At 71.8% G+C, this 6,246-nt stretch carries 6 protein-coding genes, 1 pseudogene and 1 riboswitch; of the genes and pseudogenes, 6 read left to right on the forward strand and 1 reads right to left on the reverse strand.

Going from position 1 to position 6,246, the window contains the following annotated elements; genetic code table 11:
* Positions 1-269, reverse strand: a 269-nt coding sequence (locus tag VFN12_RS14350; RefSeq protein WP_325119411.1) for a hypothetical protein, incomplete at its 3' end; no start/stop codon positions are given.
* A 77-nt stretch (positions 270-346) separates the two neighbouring features.
* Between VFN12_RS14350 and VFN12_RS14355 the strand changes: the two genes are divergently transcribed.
* The 6 genes and pseudogenes from VFN12_RS14355 to VFN12_RS14380 all read left to right on the forward strand — a co-directional run.
* Entirely contained in the window at positions 347-922 is a 576-nt protein-coding gene (locus VFN12_RS14355) for a carboxymuconolactone decarboxylase family protein (protein ID WP_325119412.1), read from the forward strand.
* A complete protein-coding gene (locus VFN12_RS14360; RefSeq protein ID WP_325119413.1) occupies positions 919-1,785 on the forward strand; it encodes an RNA polymerase sigma-70 factor in 867 nt (288 codons plus the stop codon). The genes VFN12_RS14355 and VFN12_RS14360 overlap by 4 nt, the downstream gene beginning before the upstream one ends.
* Positions 1,786-1,817: 32 nt before the next feature.
* A riboswitch (TPP riboswitch) is annotated at positions 1,818-1,927 on the forward strand.
* Positions 1,916-2,974: a thiamine ABC transporter substrate-binding protein gene (locus tag VFN12_RS14365; RefSeq protein ID WP_325119414.1), complete on the forward strand. Its 1,059-nt coding sequence runs from the start codon at positions 1,916-1,918 to the stop codon at positions 2,972-2,974. Its footprint overlaps the riboswitch before it by 12 nt.
* Positions 2,971-4,620, forward strand: a complete 1,650-nt coding sequence (locus tag VFN12_RS14370; protein WP_325119415.1) for an iron ABC transporter permease — start codon at positions 2,971-2,973, stop codon at positions 4,618-4,620. The genes VFN12_RS14365 and VFN12_RS14370 overlap by 4 nt, the downstream gene beginning before the upstream one ends.
* 57 nt (positions 4,621-4,677) lie before the next feature.
* Complete coding sequence (locus VFN12_RS14375; RefSeq protein ID WP_325119416.1) at positions 4,678-5,673, forward strand: ABC transporter ATP-binding protein; 996 nt, start codon at positions 4,678-4,680, stop codon at positions 5,671-5,673.
* Between the two features lie 10 nt (positions 5,674-5,683).
* Positions 5,684-6,246: pseudogene (locus tag VFN12_RS14380) on the forward strand (inositol phosphorylceramide synthase); the annotation flags it as partial.

Raw genomic sequence — 6,246 nt, forward strand, 5'->3', positions numbered from 1 at the left:
GCGACGTAACCCCCGCCGTGCACGTAGAAGACGGTCCGGACCGGCTCGACGCCACGCGGGCTGATCACGTGCACGGGGAAGCCGACGTCCTCCTCGACCACCGAGAACCGGCGGGCGAACCGCGGCACCAGCCGGGTGGGCAGCGTCCGGTCCAGCCCCGAGTGCCACTGCTCGATCCGGGCTCGCTCCAGATCGGCGTCGTCGAGGTCGCGGGACCCGCGAATCCTCGGGACTGCCCAGGCGAGGACCTCGTGGCGGCGGCTCGGCATGGGCTCACGCTAGCCCTGTCACATCTGCGGGCCGGGCGGTGTCTCGTGGGCAACCGAAACCTCAGGAGGAGAAGCCGATGCCCAGCACGTTCCGCATCCCCCGGGCGACCATCACCGGCCTGTACGGCAAGGTCCTGGCCGCCTATGCCCGTCGGACCTATGGCGAGGTCCCCGACGGCGTCCACGTCTACTGGCACCACCGCAGGGTGCTCAGGGCCGTTCTCGGCTTCGAGCAGAAGGTCGCGAAGTGGGACCGGCTCGACGAGGACCTCAAGTCCTACGCCCAGCTGGCCAGCGCAGGGGTCATCGGCTGTTCCTGGTGCCTCGACTTCGGCTACTTCAAGGCCCACAACGACGGTCTCGACCTCGCGAAGGTGCGCGAGGTGCCGCGCTGGCGCGAGTCGGACGTCTTCACCGAGACCGAGCGCGCGGTGCTGGAGTACGCCGAGGCGATGAGCACCACCCCTCTGGGCGTGACCGACGAGATGGTGGCCGGACTCGTCGAGGCACTGGGCGCCGAGGCCGTCGTGGAGCTGACCCAGATGGTGGCGCTCGAGAACATGCGCTCGAGGTTCAACTCCGCGGCCGGGCTCCAGAGCCAGGGCTACTCCGACGTGTGCGAGCTGCCGCTCGCCGTACCCTCGGCGACGTGAGCGCGACCGACTCGTTCGTCGAGCACCGGAACCTGCTGTTCACGGTCGCCTACGAGATGCTCGGGTCGGCGGCCGATGCCGAGGACGTGCTCCAGGAGACCTGGCTCCGCTGGTCGGAGGTCGATCGGTCGGGTGTCCGCGACGAACGCGCCTACCTCGTGCGGATCGTCACCCGGCTCTCCCTCAACCGCCTGCGCACCCTGGCCCGGCGCCGCGAGTCGTACGTCGGCCCGTGGCTGCCCGAACCGTTGCTCACCTCGCCCGACGTGGCCGAGGACGTGGAGCTGGCCGACAGCGTGTCCACGGCCATGCTCGTGGTGCTGGAGACCCTGGCCCCCACCGAGCGGGCGGTGTTCGTGCTGCGGGAGGTGTTCGACGTCGGCTACGACGAGATCGCCGCGGCCGTGGACAAGTCGCCGGCCGCGGTGCGCCAGATCGCCCACCGCGCACGCGACCACGTTGCCGAGCGACGTCCGCGCAGCGACGTGACGCCGAGCCAGCGCGACGAGGTGATCGCGCGGTTCCTCGGGGCGACCGCCTCCGGCGACCTGCAGAGCCTGATGGACGTGCTGGCCCCGGAAGTGGTGCTGCTGACCGATGGCGGAGGCCTCAAGAAGGCCGCGCTCAGGCCGATCCTGGGCCGCGAGAAGGTCGTGAGGTTCCTCGACGCGGTCGCTCCGGAGGGCGTGGAGGCCGACGTGGTGGTCGTCAACGGCGCCCCGGCGCTGAGGCTCCTGATCGACGGCGAGGTCGACGGCATCGGCACCATGCTGGTGGAGGGGGGGCTGGTGACCGGGCTCTACATCGTCCGGAACCCGGAGAAGCTGCGCCGGCTGGACGAGGTGACCGCGCTGACCCGCTGAGGCCCGGCGCCGTCCGCGGCGTAGGGTGGGACGCCAGAAGACAGGGGAGCACGCATCGGCGTGCTGAGAGTGCGGATCCGCCGCAGACCCTCCGAACCTGATCCGGTTAGCACCGGCGATAGGGAGTCCGATGAAGCCCGTCCTCGTATCCGTCCTCGCCCTCACCCTGCCGCTCACGGCGTGCAGCGTCGTGGGGGAGAGGTCCGACGACTCCGGCCAGCCGGCAGGGGCCGGTGGCGGCACCGTCGTGCTGGTCACCCACGAGTCGTTCACGCTGCCGAAGCAGGTGGTACGACAGTTCGAGGAGGAGTCCGGCTACGACCTGGAGACCCGCGCGGCGGGTGACGCCGGGACGCTGACGACGAAGCTGGTGCTCACCAGGGACAACCCCACCGGCGACGTGGCGTTCGGCGTCGACAACACCTTCGCCTCCCGGGCCGTGGACGAGGGGGTCTTCGCCGAGCACGGCGTGGACCTGCCTGCCGGCGCCGAGGACTACACGCTCGAGGGCGAGGCGGCCGACGTGCTGGCACCCGTCGACAACGGCAACGTCTGCGTCAACATCGACAAGACCTGGTTCGAGCGCGAGGACCTGGCACCCCCGGAGACCCTGGCCGACCTGGCCGACGGGGAGTACGAGGGCCTCTTCGTCACCCCCTCCGCCCTGTCCAGCTCGCCGGGGCTCGCCTTCCTGCTGGCGACCATCGCGGCGTACGGCGAGGACTGGCCGGGCTACTGGCAGGAGCTGGTCGACAACGACACCCTGGTCCTCGACGGCTGGGAGGACGCCTACTTCGGTGAGTTCACCCAGGGGAGCGAGAAGGGTACTCGCCCGATCGTGCTCTCCTACGACTCCTCGCCGGCCTTCACCATCGCCGACGACGGGACGTCCACGACCAGCGCGCTGCTGGACACCTGCTTCCAGCAGGTCGAGTACGCCGGTGTGCTCGAGGGTGCCGAGAACCCCGAGGGCGCCCGGGCACTCATCGAGTTCCTGCTCAGCGAGACCGTCCAGCGGGAGCTGCCCACCAGCATGTTCGTGTTTCCGGTGCGCGACGGCGTCGCGCTGCCCCCCGCCTGGGCGAAGCACGCCGAGCAGCCGGAGTCGCCGTACCGCCTCGACCCGGCCGAGATCGCCGCGAACCGCGACGCGTGGCTCGAGCAGTGGCGCGACATCGTCACCCGATGATCCGCCACCCGGGGCGCCGGCTCTCCCGTCTCGCTGCCCTCTCCCTGCTGCCGGTCGCGGCGCTGGGGGTGTTCTTCGTGCTCCCGGTCCTCGGCATGCTCGCCCAGGGCTTCTGGCCGGAGGGCGAGTTCGACCCCGGCGGCGTCCTCGAGGTGCTCGCCCGGCCGCGGGTGCACCGGGTGCTGTGGTTCACGGTGTGGTCGGCCGCGGCGGGTACGGCGATCTCGGTGCTGCTCGGACTGCCGGCGGCGCACGTGCTCTACCGGCTCCACCTCCCCTTCCGTCGCGGGGTACGCGCCGCCCTGCTGGTGCCGTTCGTCCTGCCGACCGTGGTCGTCGGGGTGGCGTTCCGGCAGCTGCTCGGCACCTCCGGGCCGCTCGGGTTCCTCGCGCTCGACCAGACCGCGGTCGCCATCGTGGCCGGGCTGGTGTTCTTCAACGTCGCCGTGGTGATCCGAGTGGTGGGTACTGCCTGGGAGTCGCTCGATCCGCGGCCGGCCCAGGCGGCCGCCACGCTCGGCGCCTCGCCCTGGCAGGTGTTCCGGTCGGTCACCCTGCCGGCCCTGCGGCCGGCGATCGTGTCGGCCGCGAGCGTCGTGTTCCTGTTCTGTGCCACCGCGTTCGGCATCGTGCTCACCCTGGGCGGGGTGCGCTACGCGACGGTCGAGACCGAGATCTACCTGCTCACCACGACCGTGTTCGACCTGCAGGGTGCCGCCGCCCTGTCGGTGCTCCAGCTGGCGGTGGTGGTCGCGCTGCTGGCGATCACCCAGCGGCTGCGCGCCGTGCCGGACCCGACCGTCGAACGCCCGCGCCCGACCGCGCACCGGCCCACGCGGGCCGACCTGCCCTCGGTCCTGGTGACCCTGCTCCTGCTCGTGTTCGTCGCCACGCCGGTCCTGACGCTGGCTGCCGGGTCGCTTCGCGCCGACGGTGCGTGGAGCCTCGACAACTACCGCGCGCTCGGCACGAGCGGGGAGCAGCAGGCGCTCCTGGTGCCGGTGTCCGACGCCCTGGTCACGTCGCTGCGTACGGCGGTCGACGCCACCTGGATCTCGCTCACGATGGGGCTGCTCGTGGCCATGATCGTGACCCGGCGCTCCCTCACCCGCGCCGAGCGGCGCCTGCGTGGCGCGCTCGACGGGTTCTTCATGCTGCCGCTCGGCGTCTCGGCGGTGACGCTCGGCTTCGGCTTCCTGATCACCCTCGACCAGCCCCCGCTCGACCTCCGCGACTCGCCGCTGCTGGTGCCCATCGCCCAGGCGTTGGTCGCGCTCCCCCTGGTGGTCCGGACGATCGTGCCGGTGCTGGCCGGCGTCGACGACCGCCAGCGACAGGCGGCCGCCTCGCTCGGAGCGACGCCGCTGCGCGCCCTGCTCACCGTCGACCTGCCCGCGGTCTGGAAGCCGTTGCTCGCCGCCGGGGGGTTCGCGTTCGCGGTGTCGCTCGGCGAGTTCGGCGCCACCTCGTTCCTGGCCAGGGACGAGCATCCGACCCTCCCCGTCGTGATCTACCAGCTGCTCGGGCACCCCGGCGAGCTCAACTACGGCATGGCGCTGGCGGGGTCGGTGGTCCTCGCCGGCGCGACAGCGGTGGTGGTGCTGGCGGTCGACCGCCTGCGCGTGCCCTCCGTGGGAGCCTTCTGACGACATGACCACCCCACGAAAGCGCTCTCAGCGCTCGCGATCCCGTCGGGCCCTCGCATGTTGAGCCTGCGCGACCTCTCCGTCGCCTACGACGGCCACCGGGTGGTCGACGAGGTCCGCCTCGACCTGCCCGATGGCGAGGTGCTTGCCGTGCTCGGGCCGTCCGGTTGCGGCAAGTCCACCCTGCTCCGCGCCATCGCCGGCCTCGAGGTGCTGGCCTCCGGGAGCGTCGCCTGGGACGGTGCCGACCAGGTCGACGTACCCACCCACAAGCGCGGGTTCGCCCTGATGTTCCAGGACGGCCAGCTGTTCCCCCACCTGACGGTGGGCCGCAACGTGGGCTACGCACTGCGGTTGCGCAGGGTGCCGGACACCGCGGTGCGGGTCGAGGAGCTGCTGGAGATGGTCGGCCTCGGCGGCTACGCCGACCGGTTGCCCGCGAGCCTGTCCGGCGGCGAGCGGCAGCGCGTCGCGCTGGCCCGGTCGCTGGCCGTGGACCCCAGGCTGCTGCTGCTCGACGAACCGCTCTCCGCGCTCGACAAGGGGCTCCGGGAGCGGCTGGCCGGAGAGCTCCGCGAGATCCTGCGGACCGCCGGGACCACCACCTTGATGGTCACCCACGACCACGAGGAGGCGTTCACGGTCGCCGACCGTCTGGCGGTGATGCGGTCCGGCGCGGTGGTCCAGCAGGGACCCATCGACCAGGTCTGGCGCGCCCCGGCCGACCCCGAGACCGCGCTCTTCCTCGGCTACGCCCGCGTGCTGGTCGACGACGCTGCGGCGGTGCTGCTGGCAGCCGCGGGACGTGACCCGGCGCCGGCGGTGGCGATCAGGCGCTCGGCCCTGACGGTCGCCGAGACGGGACCGCTGACCGGGATCGTCCGCTCGTCGCGGATCACCCCCGAGCAGGTTCGGCTCGAGGTCGACGTCGACCGGCTGGGCGTCGTCGACGCCGTCTCGCCGCTCGACCGGCATCCCGGCCCGGGCCAGCAGGTGGCGCTCGTGGTGGACCAGACCCGGCTGGCCGCCCTCGGGCGCGGGGGCGCCTCCTAGACTGGCCCGCGTGTACCGCCGCGCCTACGTCCTCCTGGTGGGGACCGCCTTTGTCATGGGGGCTCTCGCGGTGATCACGGCGATCGTTCTCGACAAGCGGCTGGCCGACCCCGAGGGATTCCTGGGCCCGTCCTGGCTGCGGCTGCCGCTGCTGCTGCTCGGGGCGTTCCTGCTCGACCTGCTGCCCCGAACGCTGTGGCACTCCCGGCTGGATCCGCGGCGGATGCCCGGGCTCGTGCGGGAACGGGTGCGCACCCACTGGACGCGGGAGCGGATGACTCTCGTGGTCATGGGCCTGGTGTGCTTCTACATCACCTACGTCAGCTACCGGAACCTCAAGTCGTTCCTGCCCTTCGTGATGGGCCAGGAGAAGTACGACCGGGAGCTGCACATCGTCGACACCGCTCTCTTCCTGGGCCACGACCCGTCGACCGTCCTGCAGTCGCTCCTCGGGACCGACGTCCTCGCCCACCCGCTGTCGGCGGTCTATCTCTGGTTCCTGCCCCTGGTGCCGCTCGCGCTCACCGCCTGGCTGATCTGGTCGCCCAACATCTCCTACGGCTACTGGTTCGC

This window comes from Nocardioides sp. (genome assembly GCF_035703625.1).
Taxonomy (GTDB): Bacteria; Actinomycetota; Actinomycetes; order Propionibacteriales; family Nocardioidaceae; genus Nocardioides.